Annotated in this window: 15 protein-coding genes and 1 tRNA gene; 2 read left to right on the plus strand and 14 right to left on the minus strand. The window is 59.0% G+C overall.

The window, feature by feature from the left end:
- Nucleotides 1–47: 47 nt before the first annotated feature.
- Nucleotides 48–1,865 (minus strand): 30S ribosomal protein S1, encoded by a 1,818-nt coding sequence (locus NZ585_05530; GenBank protein ID MCS7079496.1) that lies wholly within the window; start codon nt 1,863–1,865, stop codon nt 48–50.
- A 150-nt stretch (nt 1,866–2,015) separates the two neighbouring features.
- Nucleotides 2,016–2,090 (minus strand) — tRNA-Gly (locus NZ585_05535).
- A gap of 272 nt (nt 2,091–2,362) precedes the next feature.
- On the opposite strand from NZ585_05535, the gene NZ585_05540 reads away from it, so the two are divergent.
- Nucleotides 2,363–2,962 carry a hypothetical protein gene (locus NZ585_05540; protein ID MCS7079497.1) on the plus strand — a complete coding sequence of 200 codons (600 nt, stop codon included), beginning with the start codon at nt 2,363–2,365 and terminating at the stop codon, nt 2,960–2,962.
- Between the two features lie 22 nt (nt 2,963–2,984).
- On the opposite strand, the gene NZ585_05545 is transcribed toward NZ585_05540, so the two are convergent.
- The 12 genes from NZ585_05545 to NZ585_05600 form a co-directional block, all read right to left on the minus strand.
- A complete protein-coding gene (locus tag NZ585_05545; protein ID MCS7079498.1) occupies nt 2,985–3,230 on the minus strand; it encodes an EsaB/YukD family protein in 246 nt (81 codons plus the stop codon).
- A 36-nt stretch (nt 3,231–3,266) separates the two neighbouring features.
- Nucleotides 3,267–3,590 carry a hypothetical protein gene (locus NZ585_05550; protein ID MCS7079499.1) on the minus strand — a complete coding sequence of 108 codons (324 nt, stop codon included), beginning with the start codon at nt 3,588–3,590 and terminating at the stop codon, nt 3,267–3,269.
- A gap of 70 nt (nt 3,591–3,660) precedes the next feature.
- The gene (locus NZ585_05555) at nt 3,661–4,968 is read right to left on the minus strand and encodes a ThiF family adenylyltransferase (protein ID MCS7079500.1); all 1,308 of its coding nucleotides are present in this window, start codon (nt 4,966–4,968) and stop codon (nt 3,661–3,663) included.
- 93 nt (nt 4,969–5,061) lie between these two features.
- Nucleotides 5,062–5,916 carry a hypothetical protein gene (locus NZ585_05560; GenBank protein ID MCS7079501.1) on the minus strand — a complete coding sequence of 285 codons (855 nt, stop codon included), beginning with the start codon at nt 5,914–5,916 and terminating at the stop codon, nt 5,062–5,064.
- Nucleotides 5,917–5,930: 14 nt separating this feature from the next.
- Nucleotides 5,931–6,368 carry a biopolymer transporter ExbD gene (locus NZ585_05565; GenBank protein ID MCS7079502.1) on the minus strand — a complete coding sequence of 146 codons (438 nt, stop codon included), beginning with the start codon at nt 6,366–6,368 and terminating at the stop codon, nt 5,931–5,933.
- 78 nt (nt 6,369–6,446) lie between these two features.
- Nucleotides 6,447–6,884 (minus strand): biopolymer transporter ExbD, encoded by a 438-nt coding sequence (locus NZ585_05570; protein ID MCS7079503.1) that lies wholly within the window; start codon nt 6,882–6,884, stop codon nt 6,447–6,449.
- 2 nt (nt 6,885–6,886) lie between these two features.
- On the minus strand, nt 6,887–7,642 hold the full coding sequence (locus NZ585_05575; GenBank protein ID MCS7079504.1) for a MotA/TolQ/ExbB proton channel family protein: 756 nt from the start codon (nt 7,640–7,642) through the stop codon (nt 6,887–6,889).
- A gap of 202 nt (nt 7,643–7,844) precedes the next feature.
- Nucleotides 7,845–8,633, minus strand: coding sequence for an energy transducer TonB (locus NZ585_05580; GenBank protein ID MCS7079505.1), 789 nt, complete (start codon nt 8,631–8,633; stop codon nt 7,845–7,847).
- Between the two features lie 538 nt (nt 8,634–9,171).
- Nucleotides 9,172–9,510 carry a metalloregulator ArsR/SmtB family transcription factor gene (locus NZ585_05585; GenBank protein MCS7079506.1) on the minus strand — a complete coding sequence of 113 codons (339 nt, stop codon included), beginning with the start codon at nt 9,508–9,510 and terminating at the stop codon, nt 9,172–9,174.
- Between the two features lie 14 nt (nt 9,511–9,524).
- A complete protein-coding gene (locus NZ585_05590) occupies nt 9,525–12,794 on the minus strand; it encodes an efflux RND transporter permease subunit (protein ID MCS7079507.1) in 3,270 nt (1,089 codons plus the stop codon).
- Nucleotides 12,795–12,819: 25 nt separating this feature from the next.
- A complete protein-coding gene (locus NZ585_05595; GenBank protein MCS7079508.1) occupies nt 12,820–13,032 on the minus strand; it encodes a DUF2892 domain-containing protein in 213 nt (70 codons plus the stop codon).
- Between the two features lie 30 nt (nt 13,033–13,062).
- Nucleotides 13,063–14,292, minus strand: coding sequence for an efflux RND transporter periplasmic adaptor subunit (locus NZ585_05600; protein ID MCS7079509.1), 1,230 nt, complete (start codon nt 14,290–14,292; stop codon nt 13,063–13,065).
- Between the two features lie 168 nt (nt 14,293–14,460).
- Between NZ585_05600 and NZ585_05605 the strand changes: the two genes are divergently transcribed.
- Nucleotides 14,461–16,710, plus strand: a complete 2,250-nt coding sequence (locus NZ585_05605) for a TonB-dependent receptor (protein MCS7079510.1) — start codon at nt 14,461–14,463, stop codon at nt 16,708–16,710.
- Nucleotides 16,711–16,919 lie beyond the last annotated feature (209 nt).

The raw sequence follows: 16,919 nt of genomic DNA on the forward strand, positions 1-16,919 counted from the left end.
AACCACCGGCGGGCAAGCCGACCGCAGCGGGTAGGGCCGGCGGGAGTCTAACGGGAATCCTTCTCGCTGCGCACGAAACGCGCCACTTCACCAAGGCTGGTCATGCTTTCATTGTTGAGGTAGTTGCTGATGTCCTCCGGGTCGTTTTCCTTACCGACTGCGCGCGCCGACAGACCAATCTTCCGATTGGCTTCATCAAGTTTAAGAATTTTGAACGGCATGACCTGTCCGACCGACACCACTGATTCAGGACGGTCTACCCGTTGATCAGACAGCTCTGAAATGTGACACAACCCTTCGATGCCTTCCTCTAGCTCCACAAAGACGCCAAAGCTGGCGGTGCGGACGACCTTGCCCATCAACACGTCACCCGGCCGGTGCTTCTGGAAGAAGCGCTCCCAAGCGTTTGGTTCAAGGTCCTTGATGGAAAGGCTCAGGCGTCGGTTCGTCGTGTCAATGTTGGTGATAATCGCTTCAACCGTCTGACCCTTCTTCAGGACCTCCGAAGGGTGCTTGATGCGCTTCGTCCACGAAAGATCGGACACATGAATCAAGCCGTCAATCCCATCTTCGATTTCGACAAAGGCCCCGAAGTCCGTTAGGTTGCGCACTTTACCAGAGACGCGCGAACCCACCGAGTAGCGCTGCGTAATGGTGTCCCAAGGGTTCGGCTGAACCTGCTTCATCCCAAGGCTGATGCGACGGTTGGCTTGATCCACTTCCAGAATCATCGCCTCAACTTCATCACCGACCGACACGATCTTGGACGGGTGCTTGGTTCGCTTCGACCACGTCATCTCCGAGACATGGACCAGTCCTTCGACCCCCTCCTCCAGTTCAACAAACGCCCCGTAGTCGGTGATGGACACCACCCGTCCCTTGACAATGTCGTTGCGTTTGAATCGCTCCGTCACTGTATCCCATGGGTCCGGCAGCAGTTGCTTGTAGCCCAAACTGACCCGTTCTTTCTCACGGTCGAACTTGAGCACTTTGACCTGCACCGTGTCGCCGATGTTGAACAAATCGGACGGCTTGGGCAGGCGTCCCCAAGACATATCTGTGACGTGCAGCAGCCCGTCAATCCCACCCAGATCGATAAAAGCCCCGTAGTCGGTGAGATTCTTAACCCGCCCAGAAACAATGACATTTTCATCGAGGATGCGCAGCGTCTCGGCCTTACGCGCCGCTAACTCCTCTTCCAACAGAACTTTCCGCGACAGGACGATGTTGTTGCGCTTCTTGTTGAGCTTTAAAATGCGGAACGTTAGTTCTTGTCCAATCAGCGCATCTAAGTTGCGAACTGGGCGCAAGTCCACTTGGCTGCCCGGCAGAAAGGCCTTCACACCGCCTAGATCAACGTGCAGCCCGCCTTTAGTGCGTTCAATGATCCTACCTGAAATGGTTTGGTTCTCAACGAACGCTTTCTCAATGACTTTCCAGAGATGGTGCCGCCGGGCGTCGGTGTAGGACAGTTCCACATAGCCGTCGCCGCCCTCAAGCTGCTTGACCATGACCTCGACTGAAGCGCCGCAAGCAACGGTCAACTCTCCGTCCGGCCCAAGGAATTCCTCTTTTGGTACCAGTCCTTCCGACTTAAACCCAATGTCAACGACGACGCCACGCTCCGTGATGGAAACAACCCGTCCGGCGACAATATCTCCCGGAGCAATCGAAGCGGAGGTCTGCTCATAGTCGTCGAGCATGGCGGCGAAATCCGCCTCCTCGCTAGGCTCCGCTCCGGGCGCAACGGCGGACGCCGTATCCGACGCGGCGACTTCTGGGGCTGGTGGAGAGGTCACGACCGGCGTACGCAGCGGCGTGATGGTCACGCCCTCAGGGCCGGCCGGCTGCACATTGTCTGCCATGGATTTTTGGAAAGCGTCTCTGTTCGAAGTCGTATTTGTGGAAGCTTGTGACTATACAATCTTCTTCAAACGGATGTCAAGCCATCCCAAGCCCCACAAATAAAAATGACGACGAACCTTGCGTATTCGTCGTCTTTTGTCGTTTCGTAGTGGAGCGGGAGACGAGATTCGAACTCGCGACTTCAACCTTGGCAAGGTTGCACTCTACCACTGAGTTACTCCCGCAAACACCCCCATTTCACTGTACAAGTTACAACGAGGTTAGTGGATGCTAGGCGGCTTGTCAAGTTTCTTGCGCGCCGCCGCCTAACGGCGCGCAAGAAGCCGCCACGGCGGGGTGAAATTTGTGCTTTCTGAAGAAGTGGGTTGTGTCGTTTCCAAAAGTGTACGAAAATGTACTTAACCGTCGAGCATCCACAGGCTCTGACGAGTCTCGTCCCCGGCGGCTTCGGTCCGCTGACGACCGGCGGAGACGCAGCCGCCACGGGAGTTTCGCCATGTCGGCGCCAATCGCCAAAACGTTCGATAGTATTGTTCACCACCTCAACGCGCGGACTGAGCAGAACGGAGGCGGGCTGCCGGTGACGGAAACCGACACGTTCCGCACTCTGAACTTTTCACTCATGCTCAGTATCTCGCACTACATTGAAGACCGCTTCATCGAGAAGGGGCTTTCAGGCCTCTTTATCGCCTCGTTTCAGAAGTTATCGCTGTTTTTGCCGCAGCAGGAGCGGTACGCCACCATCGCCAAGACCTCGCAGGCGGTCTGGATTATCGGCGAACCGGACATTACACCGCCTGCTGTAGCAGAGCGCATTCGGTTTTTCCGTCCCGCCGACTGTGAGTGCCAAGACTACTGGATTGTTCTCAGCGATGATCCTCGTTTCCGCATCGCCCTATTTGCCCGTGAACGACGGGATACCGCCCGCCCGGCGGCGTCCGGCAAGAACGGTTATGCTAGGGGCAAGCGAAGCTTCGAGGGGTTCTGGACCTACCGGGATGAGTACATAGACGCCATCCGCAACAGCGTTCAGACGCACTACGCCCGCCCAGAATACTTGGTCTTACCGCAAACGGACACCTTAGTGGTTTCCTAAAACTATCGCCGACGGACTCGTCCTAACCACCGCGCGTGTTGAGGAAGATCCCAATCGTGTCCCCGGAAACGACGCCGACCTGAGCCAGCGTTTGGTGGGGACGTAACTGCACATTGCGGAAGACAAGCGTTGTGCCCGGTACGTTTGGAATAATGCCGGCCTCCACGAGGTTTCGCACAATGGCGTCCGCCGTCATATCGTCGGAAACGGTAACTTCAACTTCCTTCCCGTTGTTTTCGTTGCGAAATGTAACGTCAACATCCGCCATGGAAACAACCTCGACTTAGGCTTTCAACCTCTTGGCTTACAGGGTGTAATGGCGACAACGGGTACAGTACCCTGTTTGCGCCTCAAAACGGTCACCCTGGTGGCAAACTTCGCACCGCGCTGGGCGTTCAGCGCGTCTGACCCGAAAGGTCTGCGCCGAACCATCAAACCGGGCAAGGCCGTAGGTGCGCTGATGCAGGTCCGCGTAGTAGCGACGCGGCAGCAGCAGGGAATCGCTCGATTGGCGGCCGTCTTCAAGCGCGCGGCGTCCGTCGTAATAAAGCTCATAGACCTCAAAGCCGCAGGACACGACGAAGATCAGAAGGAAGAGCAATGTCCCGAGAACCGCTACGCCTTCCATCGGTTTGCGTCCTTTCTAGGCCATGGGGTGCCTTGCCCTCCTAAGAGCTGTTGAACAGCTTTGGAGTCCTCTAACTAGCGCTAGTTTTTTCTCGACCGCTGCCCGCCTCAGCACGTCCCCAATCGCCGAGCGTTGTCGCCAGATCACCCGTCAACTCACATGACCAGTAACGTCCCTGTCGATCTTCGACCGTTAGAATATGCAACGGGGGGATGCCAAGTTGCCGTAATGTACGCTCCGCCGTGTCATCCGTCAGCGGTTGGTCACCGAAGCGATGACGTGAAAAACGAGTAACGACCTCAATATAGCTTTCTCTTTCATAGCTTTCTTTGGCGGGCGTGCGTAACGACTCACTTATAGCAGAAGCGTTAGCGGTTTGACAGGGCGCACAGATCAACTCGTCGTCATAGAGCTGGTGCGCCGCTCGTTCAATCACGAGCGAACACCCACAACGACGGCAGGCAATGCGCCGGATGTAGCGCCGGTCGAGATGCACCTGCACGCCGTCACCCAGCGTCTCCTCCAAAACATCAAGCGTCTGTTCCAGCGTGGCGTCTGCGCCAAGCGGCAGCTCAATGACGGTCTCAAGGCGACCGTGGGCAAGGCAGTACGGATCGTACGGCAGCGTGATGGCGTGAAACCCATGCGTCCAACCGTTGTAGACATAGCGCACGCCAAAGGCGACCGGCTCACCGTGAATGACTTTCAGCGCCTCCTGAACTTGCAGCGCCGAGGTTAACGCCGAGGTTACTTGGATGGTGGGAAGACGCTCCTCCGCAAGGTAACGCCGCCGTACCTGCTCGCAGGAGTCGTAGCGTGAGCGTGCATCGGCAATCTGGTCGGGCGTCGCTGCGCAGGCAAAGCAGGGCCCTTCATCCGGCGCAAAGACCGTGATGCTTCCGGTCAATTCGTGCATCCCGGCATTGATCCAAGGAACGCCGACGGCGCGGGCGGCCCGGTTAATGCTCAATCGCGCTTCGTCGTTATCGACGCAGCCCAAGATCAGGTCAACCCGCCGAAAAACCCCCAAACCGACATCCCATACCAAGTCGGCATCCAGCGCGCGCACACCGCTGGTGGCCTCACGGCACAGAGCCTGCACCCGCTCAGCAGCGACCAGCGCCTTCCGCCGCCCAATGTCGGAAGGATGGAAGAACACTGTCCGGCTAAGGTTGGAAGGCGCAATGTCGTCGTTGTCCACAATCAACAACCACCGTGCGCCTAGCAGCGCTAAGTTCTTGAGGGTTTCATTGCCTAGCGCCCCGGCTCCGGCCACAAGGATACGCACCGACCGGAGCGTCTCCTGTCGCCACCAACCCAATCGTTCTTGCCGGTCAAAGAGAGACTCCACAGGTGACGCTTCCGCCGAACCTTTCATCTTGTCGGCGAAGAAATAGGGGAAAAAACTTGACCGTAGCTTTCGGCTACGGTCAACTGCAAATCAGATTGGAGCAAAAAAGTATCCAAACTTCTAACTGCCGCCCGACAGTTCAGCCGCCGCTTGGCGATTCAACTCCTGAAACTTCTCAGTCGCTTCTTGGGCAGACTTCTCAAGCTTGCTCACCAACTGAGCGTCAGCCGTCGCCTTGATTTGCTCTTTGAGCAGAAGCGACTTGTAGCTGTAGGCGTTAGCGTACTTTGGATCGGCCGCAATGGCTTGTTCGATGTACTTGAGTCCAGTCTGAACAGCTTGCTGGAGCGCGTCAATGTCTTCTTTTTTCCACTTATCTGGTTTAGCGACCTCCGGTAGTTTACCCGGCACCTGTGTTTCATACTTCTTTGAGATTTTCGTGGCTTCGTTCCAGTAGGTTACGCCAATCGAGTAGAAGCACTCCGCCTTCGTTGTCGGCTTTTGGTTGGGCAGGTCAGCACGCTTCTGAAGCCATTCCTTGTAGCTTTTCTGGTCATCCAAGGTTTTGTAGAGATCAGCGATGAAGGCATAGACCTGGTCGCGGTCGCGCTCTTTGAGACGGGATTCATTTTCCGGCTTGAGCAGTTCCTTGTAGGCGTCAATCGCCATTTTCGCGGTTTTGATCTGCTCTTCCCCATCTTCGCTGGCGACGCGCGACCGAATCGCTGTTGCATAAAAGAGCTTAGCCTGAACAAAATCAGGGTCCTTTTCCATGGCCTGTTTGAAGAGCTTTTCAGCCTTCTCATAACGGCCCTTGTTGTACTCACGCGCACCCTGATTCAATAGATCTTTAGCAATCAGTTTGTTGCATCCGGCGACGCCTACAGCAAGCACCATCGCACCGCACGCCGGGACGGCCTTGCGCAGGATGGAGCGCATCCACTGAAAAACACTGCGCGGGGCTTGTTTTACCATAAGAACGAAGTTGCTCAATCGAGATTATCAATCTGCAATCCAATCGGAGTTGCGCCAGCCCCCTTAGCAATGTCAATCAGCTTGAGGACCCGCTCATACTGAACATCGCGGGGCGCTTTGATGAAGGCGGCGCGCAGATCGGATGGTCGTTTTTCCAAGAACTCTTTCAGCTCACGCTTGAGCTGTTCTTCAGTTTTTTCCTGCGTATTCCACCGAATGACGCCTTGCCGGTCAATAGTGAGTACAGGAAAAATTGTTTCGCTTTGCGTTCGCTGTTGTTCTTTTGGCTTTTCTGGAATTTTACTCTCAAAGCGGTGGGGATCCTTGTGCTTGATGACCATAAAAATAATGATCATCACCAGCAAAACATCAATGAGCGGCGTAATATTGACATCAGGACGTGGGCCGCTGACATCACTGCCGCTGGGGCCGCCACCGGTCGCTATGCCCATGGTTTGTTCCTCCTTGAGTTATGGGTCGTTGCCTACCTGCCGACGAAGGCGCGCGAGGAATGAACGTACATAGCTTCCTTACTGCTTCTTTTTGCGCTTTTCAGTTACAAGGCCGATCCGATCAATGCCGGCGTTCCGGATGGCATCCACCGTCATGACGACCTCACCGTATGGTACGTTCTTATCGGCCCGGATATAGACCACCTGATCTTCTTTTTTGGATTTTTCACGCATCAAGCGTTTGATGCGCTCAACTAACTCCCCGCGCGCCACCAAGTCGCGCCCGACAAAATACTGCCCTGGCCCAGGAATGGAAACCACCACCGACGTGTCCTTTGTGATGTTCGGATCCTCGTCTGGGTTATCATTTTCAGGCAGGTTGACGTTGACGCCTTGCGAGAGCAAAGGAGTCACGACAATGAAAATAATCAAAAGCACCAACATAACGTCAACCATGGGCGTTACGTTGATGTCACTATTGTAGCTGCTACTGCCGCCGCCAGTAGAGATGGCCATCGCTAGCGCGCTCCCCGCCGCTTCAAGAAATAATCAATCAACTCAGATGAGGAGTTTTCCATTTCAACATTATAGGCTTCCACTTTGCTGGTGAAGTAGTTGAACATCCACACAGCAGGCACTGCCACCAGCAACCCGAAAGCCGTTTCGACCAGCGCCTCCGAGATGCCGCCCGCTACGGCCCCAATCCCAGCGCCTTCAGCTTCCTTCATGCCTTGGAAGGCATTGATGATACCGACCACTGTGCCGAACAAACCTACAAACGGGGCCGTTGAGCCAATGGTCGCTAGACCAGAAAGGCCGCGCTTGAACTCGGCCATCTTGACCGCCACGGCTCGCTGCAAGGCCCGCTTAGAAGCTTCAATGACGTCGCCCGACAAGTTGGGGTCGTTCTGGTGCGCCCGGAACTCCTGCAAGCCAGCGTTGACCACCACTGCCAGATGACTCTTCCGGTGTTGGTCAGCGATGTTGATAGCCTCCTCGATGCGGTCGTTCTTGAGCGCCTGCGCCACTTTCGGGGCAAATTCACGGGATTGGGTCTTCGCCTGCGTGTAGGTTAAGAACCGCTCAACCATGATGGCGATGGAGTAAACAGACATCAGAAACAAGATGATCGCCACCACCAAAGCGGTTGGACCCATCTTTCGGATCATGCCAAGTAGGGTGAAGTCTTCAGTTTCGGCCTTGCCGCCTTCCTGGGCAAACATAATCATCGCCTGCATGGCCAACAGGCCGAACTTCGTGAACAGCAACGTCATGAGATGTTGTCCTCCAAGTTAGAGAGAAACTTTTGAAGATGCCGCCGGCGCGAAACAACACTTTAATTTCGGAATAAGCTCTTGACGTTCGACGCCATAGCGACCCTGACTAGCTTTTTTCAATCAGCAAAGTTTGCTCTTATACGTGCAAACCCATGCGCAAAAGCCGCCGTAGGAGGTCCACGGCGGCCCGCCCACTAGTTCAGTTGAGTACAAATCTAAACGTAATCGCGCCTGTAACTTTGACTGGTTGACCGTTGAGAATCGTCGGCTTGAACAACCAGCGCCGCGCCGCGCTTACTGCCGCCTGTTGCAGAAGCGCCGGGCCGCTAACGGCGCGCGCACTTACCACCTGACCTTGCTCATTGATTAGAATTTCAACCACGACATCACCCTGAATGCGAGCCGATTTGGCAACCGCCGGGTAATCCGGCTGAACACGGTTGATGGCGCTCCCGCGCAACACACCTTCACTACGGCGGACAGGCCCCGACTGCACTTGTGTATCCTTTGGCGGGTCCGGCGGCGGCGGCGGCGCAGCGTCGCCGGTGCTTCCTGGCACGCCGCCCGGCACACCGCCCGGGACACCGCCCGGCACGCCGCCCGGCACACCGCCTACGATACCAGCCGTAGCACCAGCCCCAGCGTCTCCAACACGTGAACGAAGCTGCGCTTGCTTCGGAATTTCTTTAATCTCCTTTGGCACTTCCTTCGGCGCCGTAAATGTGTCGTCAATGATCGGCGCTTTGGTTTGCGGCGCAGCCGTCGCTGCCGCTGGCGGGGGCGGCGGTGGAGGCGGCGGTGGAGGCGGCGGTGCCAATAGGGTGACATCGTTGGCCGACTGACTCAGTTCGGCCGCAGCCGTCCAAACTTGCCAGATGACCAAACCAGTAAAGCCAATCACCCAAATGACAAAGGTACCAGCCATAAAGGCCGAACGCCGTTTCGCGTCTTTGATGTGTGAAGTGGACTCAACCATAGTGTCAAACATACGCTTACCTCACCTTCCACGAGCAACCAAAAGACAGACCCAACCCACACTTGGGCGGATTCTTCCCGGATAACGGAGTCGGCCGTAAAGCATGGTAGAGCTTGTAATGCCTTGAAGATCGCGCGTGTAAAACAGCCTCGTCACCTTGCCTCAGCGTCGGCATTGAGTCAGGCAACCTTGAAAATCCACTCAACCGATAGCCAACCTGCGGCGGTATGGTTACGTTGCTCTGGCGTATTTTGAGTGCGCCAAACGTTACTTCCGAGTAAAAGCTTAAGTCAAGGCTTTTTCCGTTTTTGAGCCGATACACGGCTGTTGCTTGTCCGACCGAAACCACACGGAGCGACCATCAACGTTTTGATGATCGCCCCACCCTCCCTACCTACCGGCGTTTGACACATACGTCGTGGGGTAGGTTCCCACGACTTGCCGTTTCTATGCTACCGCCTCTGTCGTTTGGCGCAGGTGCAGGGAAAGCATCTAAAAGCCGACTTTCGGTAGGCGCGGCTTGATTTGGCTTGCTTGTTCCGCGTTGATATTAACCCAGCAGCGCCGCCCGGCGGGCGGCGAGTTGCGCCTCAATGCCGCTGCACACCAATTCACACAGGGCAAAAATTGTCTCGTCGGCAATGCGGTAGCGAACGCTCGTCCCCTCGCGCCGCCGCGCAACCATCCCGGCGTCGAGCAGTACCAGCAGGTGCTTCGAGACGTTGGCCTGACCGTAGCCGGTTTCCGTCACCAACTCGCCGACGCTCATCTCCCCGCGCTCACGCAGCAGGTTCAGCAGCTTGAGGCGGGTCGGCTCGGACAGCACCCGGAAGCGAGCGGCGATCATTTCCAACGCTTCGTCGCTCAGACGATGTGATGCAAGGGGCATAGAACAGGCAACCGTCACGTTCCTACCACAGATTCCGCCGGGACAGGCTCTACTGCGTCGCCAGTTTCCACAGACGGCGTCACTGGCGTCGCCAGCCGCGGCCGATGGACCATGTAATACAACGTTGGGACAGCTAAACGCGAGAGCAACAAACTTGCTGCCTCGCCCGAAATCAACGCCAATGCCAATCCCTGAAAAATCGGGTCGAGCAGGATGATCCCTGCGCCGACCATCACGGCCGCCGCCGTCAACACCATCGGTCGGAAGCGTACCGCGCCTGCGTCCACCACCGCCTTCTCTAGCGGCATGCCCTCTGCCAAGCGCAGTTCAATGAAGTCCACCAGAATAATCGAGTTGCGCACGACGATGCCTGCCCCAGCGATGAACCCAATCATCGAGGTCGCCGTGAAAAACACCCCGAACGCCGCATGCGCCGGCAGGATGCCGACCAGCGAAAACGGAATCGCTGCCATGATGACCAACGGCGTCACAAACGACTCGAACCAACCAACAGTCAGTACGTAAATAAGCAACAAAACAACGACGAACGCCAAACCCAAATCACGGAAGACCTCATAGGTAATATGCCATTCGCCGTCCCACTTCATGGCGTACCGCGCATCGCTTTCGGGCAACTGCGCCACGTAACGGGTCAGAGCTGTTCCGTCCGGCAACTTGAGCGCATCCAGCGCGGCGTTGAGCTTCAAAATCGCATAGACCGGGCTTTCCGTCCGTCCGCCGGTATCGCCCGTGACATACACCACCGGCATGAGGTTCTTGTGGTAGAGCGGACGCTCGGCAACGCCGCTTTCACGGCGCACCAGTTCACCAATGGCGACCGCGCCCCCCTTGGCGGCGCTCACCCGCAGGCTTGCTAGCGCCTCCGGGTCGGCGCGAAAGGCGCGCGGCGCCTCAAGGACAATCGCCGTCGGCTCGCGCTCGGTCGGCAGGTGCGCCAACCCGACGACGCGCTTGTTGAGCGCCCAATCCAGCGTATTGAGCACCGCCGCCTCCGCCACGCCGTGTCCAGCTAATCGTTCGCGGTCAAGTCGGAAGGTCGTCTGCGGTTGCGGCTCAACGCCGTACCAATCCACATCCACCACGCCTTCCGTCTTTTCAAAGATCGTCCGCACCTCACGGGCGATACGCTCGCGCTCGGCGTCGTCGGGGCCGTAGATTTCCGCCACCAGCGTTGACAGCACCGGCGGTCCCGGCGGCACTTCCGCTACTTTGATCCGCGCGCCGTAGCGTTCGGCGATTGCCATCAATCCCGGTCGTACCGCCTTGGCGATGTCATGCGACTTGGCGGAACGCGCATGCCGGTCAGTCAGATTGACCTGCAAATCGGCAACTAACGGCCCTCGCCGCAGAAAGTAGTGCCGTACCAAGCCGTTGAAGTTGTAGGGGGCTGCCGTCCCGACGTAGGACTGGACATTTTCCACGTTAGGTTGCATCAGCAGGTAGTCGGCCAGCTCGCGCGCGAGTGCGCCGGTTCGCTCCAGAGTCGCGCCCTCAGGCATGTCCACGATGACCTGAAATTCCGATTTGTCGTCAAAGGGCAGCATCTTGACGATAACGGCTTTGAGCGGTACGAGCAGCAACGCACCCAACAGCAACGCAATCATCCCGCCCAGAAACAGCCGCCGCCACTTGGTTTCACCGATGACGTGATGCATGACGCGCCGGTACAGGCGCGTGAGGAAGTCCTCCGGTTCGCCTTCGCCATGACCGCCGCTGCGACCGCCCTGCGACAGAATGCGGTACGCCGCCCACGGGGTCACGACGAATGCAACGACCATGGAAAACGCCATCGCAGCCGATGCGCCAATCGGGATTGGCCGCATGTAGGGTCCCATCAGCCCACCGACAAACGCCATCGGAAGAATCGCCGCCATCACGGCCAACGTCGCTAGAATGAGCGGCGAACGCACTTCGTTGACGGCCTCAATCGTGATCTCCAGCGCCGAACGTCCCTGATTGCGCGCCATGCGGACATGGCGGACGATGTTTTCAACGTCCACAATCGGGTCGTCCACAAGGATGCCGATGGAGAAGATGAGCGCAAACAACGTGATACGGTTGAGCGTAAAGCCGAGCCAGTAAAACGTCGCCAAGGTCAGCGCCAGCGTGACCGGAATCGCCACGCCGACAATGAGCGACTCGCGCCAACCCAGCATCAATCCAATCAGCGCCATCACCGAAACGACGGCGATGAACATGTGAAACAGCAGCTCGTTGGATTTCTCCGCCGCCGTCACACCGTAGTTGCGCGTCACGGTCATCTCGACATCCGACGGAATGACGCTCCCCTTCAGCGCATTAACGCGCGTTAGGATTTCATCCGCCAGTCGGGTGGCGTTGACGCCTTTCCGTTTAGAAACCGCAAGCGTGACGGCCGGGTGCTCGCCGGTTGGCTGTCCGGTCTTTTCGTCGCGTGCGGCGTGCCGGACAAAGCGCGTCAACTCTTCCGCGCCGTCGCGGATGTCGGCCACGTCGCGGAGGCGGATTAACTGGTCGCCGCGCCCGCCTACTACGATGTCACCCAACGCTTCGGCGCTTTCCACCGCGCCGGTGGCAACGATGACCGTCGCGCTGTCTGCGCGGGCCGCCTCCGCCGGACTAAGCGCCTGATTCGCCGCTGCGAGTCGCGCGGCGAGCGCGTCCGCTGTGACACCGTAGGCTTCCATCCGCGCCGGATCGAGGACAACACGGAACTGACGGCGCGCACCACCGATGATTTCCGTCTCGGAAACGTCCGGCGTCCGTTTGACGACCGTTTCCACTTCGGCTGCAATGCGCCGCAGCGCCAGATCGTCTTGGACGGCGCTCCAGAACGTCAGCGTCAGGATGGGTACGTCGTCAATCGAACGCGCAATCACTTGCGGCGGCGTCGCTTCCGGGGGAAGGTCGCCGACGTGGGCGTCCAGTTGCTTGCGCAAACGCACCAGCGCGTCTTCTTCATCTACGCCGACGAAAAACCGAACGACAACCAGCGTTTCGCCGGGCGTCGTCGTTGAGTAGACGTACTCCACACCGGGAATCGCCCACGCCAGCCGTTCCAGCGGCGTTGTCAACCGCCGTTCGGTTTCCTTAGCCGACGCGCCCGGCAGCCGACTCATCACGTCCACCATCGGGACGACAATTTGCGGCTCCTCTTCGCGCGGCAGCATCACCACGGCGCCCAGTCCGACGAGTACCGCCGCAACCACCGCCAGCGGCGTCAGCTTTGACTGAATGAAGAAGCGCACGATGCGCGACATCAAATTCTCGGATTCGGCGCCCATGGCTTTCCTTCACCAACGCAGTCGTTCACCGTTCACAGGCAATTTCGGCGGCCCGCTTGACGCCCAGCCGACGCAAAATCGCCATCATCGGACACCAATCCGCGACGCCGCCCAAAATCAGGTTCAACCCGACGAAAGCCGTTAGCAGCAGGGCGTAAGGCGTCCACCACACGCCCGCCGCCAAACTGGCTAACACGACAACACCGGCGATCACGAACAAAATGCGCTCCATCGGCATAATGACAGTTTCCTTCCAGATTTCGATGATTTAGGGCTTTGCAGCCCCGTTCGCTAACCGCACGCCATCGCGCAGTGCGGAGGAACCAAACACAACCGTCTCACCTTCGCGTAAGCCGGTCAGTACTTCAACGCGGTCGCCGAAGCGTTCGCCGAGCGTCACGATGCGCCGCCGTACAACGCCGTCTGCGCCAAGCGTGAACACGCTTTGCAGCCCGCCCTGCTCCATCACGGCGGCCTGCGGAACCGTGACCACCTCCACCGTATCACGCGGGATGGCGACGCGGACGAACATCCCGCTGCGGACATTCACCGTGGGCGGCAGTTCGACCTTGACGGTGACGGTGCGCGTCGTCAGGTTCGCCGCCGGGCTTTGCTCCACGAGCGTCCCCGTCACAAACTGATGGTCAGGCATTTCCACGCGCAGGGGCTGTCCAACGGACAGGCGCGCGGCGCGTTCGGCTTCGACTTCAGCCACGGCGCGCAGTGAGCCGTCGGACTCAACCACCAGCAATGGGACGCTCGGCGCGGCCAGTGCGCCGGGATCAGCTAGCCGCTCGGCGACGCGCCCGGCGAACGGCGCGACAAGCCGCGTTTGACCGACGCGCGTTTCAGCTTCGCGCCGCGCGCGTTCGGCTACGTCAATCCGGGCGACAGTTTGCGCCAAGTCGGCTCGTTCGGCCTCGAGGCGGCGTTCTGCCGCTATCCGCGCCGCGTCGGCTGCTTTGAGTCGTCCTTCGGCGACATCCACGCTCTGACGCGGCACGTCGCCCGTCTGAAAGAGCTTTTCTTGGCGGTTGTAAAGCGTTTGCGCCAACTCGTATTCCGCTTGCGCGCCCCGCAGCGCGGCTTCAGCGACTTCAACGCGCCACCGGGCTGCGTCGGCCGCCTGCTTGACAGCGGCGACTTCCGCCTGCGCGGTTGCCATGGCGGCCGTCGGTACGGCGGCGTCAAGCGTGATGAGAGTCTGACCGGCGCGGACGGCGTCGCCGACTTTGACGGCGACCGACAGGACGCGCGCCGTCGTTTCCGCCGACAACACAGCCGTCTCGCGCGGGCGGACGGTCGCCGCAACCAACCATTCACGCGGGTAGGGTTGGCGGGCGACCACCTCCCGCCGAACGGCGTCCGTCACCGGCGGTGACGCTTCGGCCTGCGCCGTTTCGGGATGCGTCCGCCAAAACCACGCCGCCCCACCCAACAGGCCAATCACGAAAACACCACCCACAATTCCTACGGCGCGTTTGCTCCACTGCGGCATAACCCACCACCTCGTGTCTGACTGTGGCTAACTATATAACTATAAAAACATAAAGTCAAACATGTTTTTCTGCTGCCGCGCCTTGCACCTTGTCATCGGATGCAGTAGTTAGGAAAGTTCTTGGAATTGAGTTTTCAGTTAACTGGATTTTTCGTGGAGCATCTGCTTATGGGTGTGTCTGCTTTGTCGGCGTGCCGCCGACGTTTGGCGTTGCTCGTAACGGCGCTGGCGATGTTTTTTATTCCGGCGACGGCTCAATCGGCCGGCTCACTGCGTGGGCGCGTCATGTTGGAGCGTGACGCCAACCCCGTTTCGGAAGCTGTCGTCACCATCATTGAACTGCGCCGTTCCGTCATAACCGACCAAAACGGTGAGTATCGCTTCGACGACGTACCGCCGGGTGACTACCAAGTGTTCGCCCACCTTGACCGCATCCCGGATGTCGTGCAGCGGGTGACGGTCAGCGGCGCGACGACGCTCGATTTCGTCCTGAAGCTGCGCCCGGAGACCGAACAAGTGACCGTAACGGCGACGCTGCGCGAGGAAACCACGCGCGACACCATTCAATCGAGCGTCGTCGTCAACAGCTTTGACCTGGCCGAGCGCGCCCCGGTGTCGCTTGGCGACGCGCTGGAACGTGAAGTCGGCGTGGCGAAGCGGTCGTTCGGTCCTGGTACGGGGCGGCCGGTCATTCGCGGTTTTGACGGCGACCGCGTACTGGTCACGCAGGACGGCCTCACGACCGGCTCGATTGGGTTCCAGTCGGGCGACCATGCCGAAATCGTTGACCTGCAGGGCGTTGAGCGGGTGGAAATCGTCAAGGGGCCGGCGACGCTGCTCTACGGCAGTACGGCGGTGGGCGGCGTCGTCAACGCCGTGACCGGCAACGAGGAATCGCACCCCGGCTTACAGGGCTACGCCACGGCTTTCGGCGGGACGGGCAACGCGCTGGGCGGCGGGAGCGGCGGCGTCAAGTACGGGCGCGGGCCGTGGATGGTCTTCGCCAACGGCGGCGGACAGCGCGCGGACGACTACCGGACGCCGCTGAGCGTCATCAAGAACAGCTTTGCGCGCAGCGGCAATGCGACCGGCGGCGTCGGCTACTACGGCGCGAAGGGCTTTTTCAACTTCGCCTACGGCTACACCGGGCAAAACTATGGCGTGCCGCCGCTGCCGGAAGACGACGATGAGGAGCGGGTTGAAGGACGGCGGCGAACGAGCGTTGTTTTCCGGCCGAAGGGCGGCGAACCCGGCGAACTGGTGCGCCTCAATCCGCGTCGGCATGGATTTCGCTTCACGGCCGGCGCGCGCAATCTCGATGCGTTGTTCACCGACGTACAGGCGCAGTTTCAGTACAACCGCTACCGGCATGACGAAATTAAGGTTGAGGAAAACGAGGTGGAAACGGCGTTCCGCAACGGCACCTTTGCCTACCGCATCTTCGCCGACCACCGGCGCGTCGGACGCTTGCAGGGGACGCTCGGCTTTTCGGGTTTTTACCGTGACTATTCGACGCGCGGGGATGAGACGTTGACGCCGGCGACGACCCAGACCAACTTCGCATTTTTCGGCCTTGAAAAGGTCGGCTTTGAGCGCGTCACGCTTCAGTTCGGCGGGCGCGTCGAGCGCAACGCCTATTCGCCGACCAACGCCCGTGCGCGGAGCTTCACCGGCTTTTCAGGCGGCGTTGGGTTGCGCGTTGGACTCAACAGCGACACGGCGCTGACGGTGAACTACACGCAGGCCTACCGCGCGCCGGCGCTGGAAGAGCTGTACAACTTCGGCCCGCATCCGGGGACGTTTTTGTTCGAGATTGGCGACGACGATCTCACGCGCGAACTAACCAACGGTATTGAAGTCGGCGTACGGCATCAGTCGCGGCGCGCGCGGGCAAGTGCGAGCTTTTACTACTATGACATTTGCTCGTTCGTCTTTCCGGCGCTGACCGGCGAGTTTGAGGACGGCTTGCCGGTCGGTGTTTTTACGCAGGGCGACGCGCGATTTTTGGGCACGGAGGCGCAGCTTGACATCAACCTGCATCCGAACCTGTGGTTTTACAGCCAACTGGATTACACGAACGCCGAGTTGAAAACGGGGCTGCCGTTGCCGCGCATTCCGCCGCTGCGGGCGCGGGTGGCGCTGGAAGGAACGTTCAAAGGGCTGCGTCTGATGCCGGAGTTGCTGACAGCCGGGCGGCAAGAGCGGGTTTTTACGCTTGAGGAGCCGACGGCGGGCTACGCGGTGGTCAACCTTGTCGGCTCGTACACGATCACGACCCCGCATACGGCGCATGTCTTTTCCGTGACAGGCTTCAACTTGGGCGACCGGCTCTATCGCAACCACCTGTCGTTCATCAAAGCCTTCGCGCCGGAAATTGGGCGGGGTGTGAGGTTCAGCTACACAATGCGCTTCTTTTAGAAGAAGCGGAGCGCTCTCCGGCGTAAGCTACGTATCAGTTTGGCATGCAGTGCGCTTCGCCGCCTACCGAATAGCAGGCAAAGCAGCTTTCGTAAGTGCTTCTGGCGGTTGCCTTTTGGCGGCTCGCTTGAACTAAGGAGGCAGGGCTGCTACGGACTCTTGGCGCACTTTCACCCGAAAAGTCCTTGTGTTAGCGTTGGTGAACAAGG

The organism is Chloracidobacterium sp. (assembly GCA_025057975.1).
Classification (GTDB): Bacteria; Acidobacteriota; Blastocatellia; order Chloracidobacteriales; family Chloracidobacteriaceae; genus Chloracidobacterium.